This is a genomic window from Burkholderia sp. SIMBA_051 (assembly GCF_046534915.1).
Taxonomy (GTDB): domain Bacteria; phylum Pseudomonadota; class Gammaproteobacteria; order Burkholderiales; family Burkholderiaceae; genus Burkholderia; species Burkholderia ambifaria.
In genome coordinates this window covers 1-250 of the sequence record NZ_JAWRXS010000625.1, presented here as the reverse complement: position 1 = coordinate 250, position 250 = coordinate 1, and the positions used below count along the sequence as shown (strand labels likewise).

Sequence of the window (250 nt, the reverse complement as noted above, 5' to 3'; positions counted from 1 at the left end):
CAGCATGATCGCTTATCTCCGCCACCGCATGGAAGAATATGGCATTGAGCCAGACGACCTGGCGTCAGCAATAGCGGGCGATCAGGTAACGCAGAAACCGGCCCGGTATCAAAATGCGACGGGGGATACCTGGACAGGCGACGGGGAAATACCCCAGTGGTTGAAGCAGGCGATTAGCGCAGGACAAAGACTCGAACATTTTGAGGTGGCATCGGCATCACCCATGCAGGATAGCCAGCGAAAGACGATC

General features: G+C 56.0%; 1 protein-coding gene. It reads left to right on the top strand.

Annotation, left to right across the window (positions count from 1 at the left end):
- Nucleotides 1-250 (top strand): H-NS family nucleoid-associated regulatory protein (locus SB771_RS35990; RefSeq protein WP_410722161.1); only part of this gene is annotated, 250 nt, incomplete at both ends.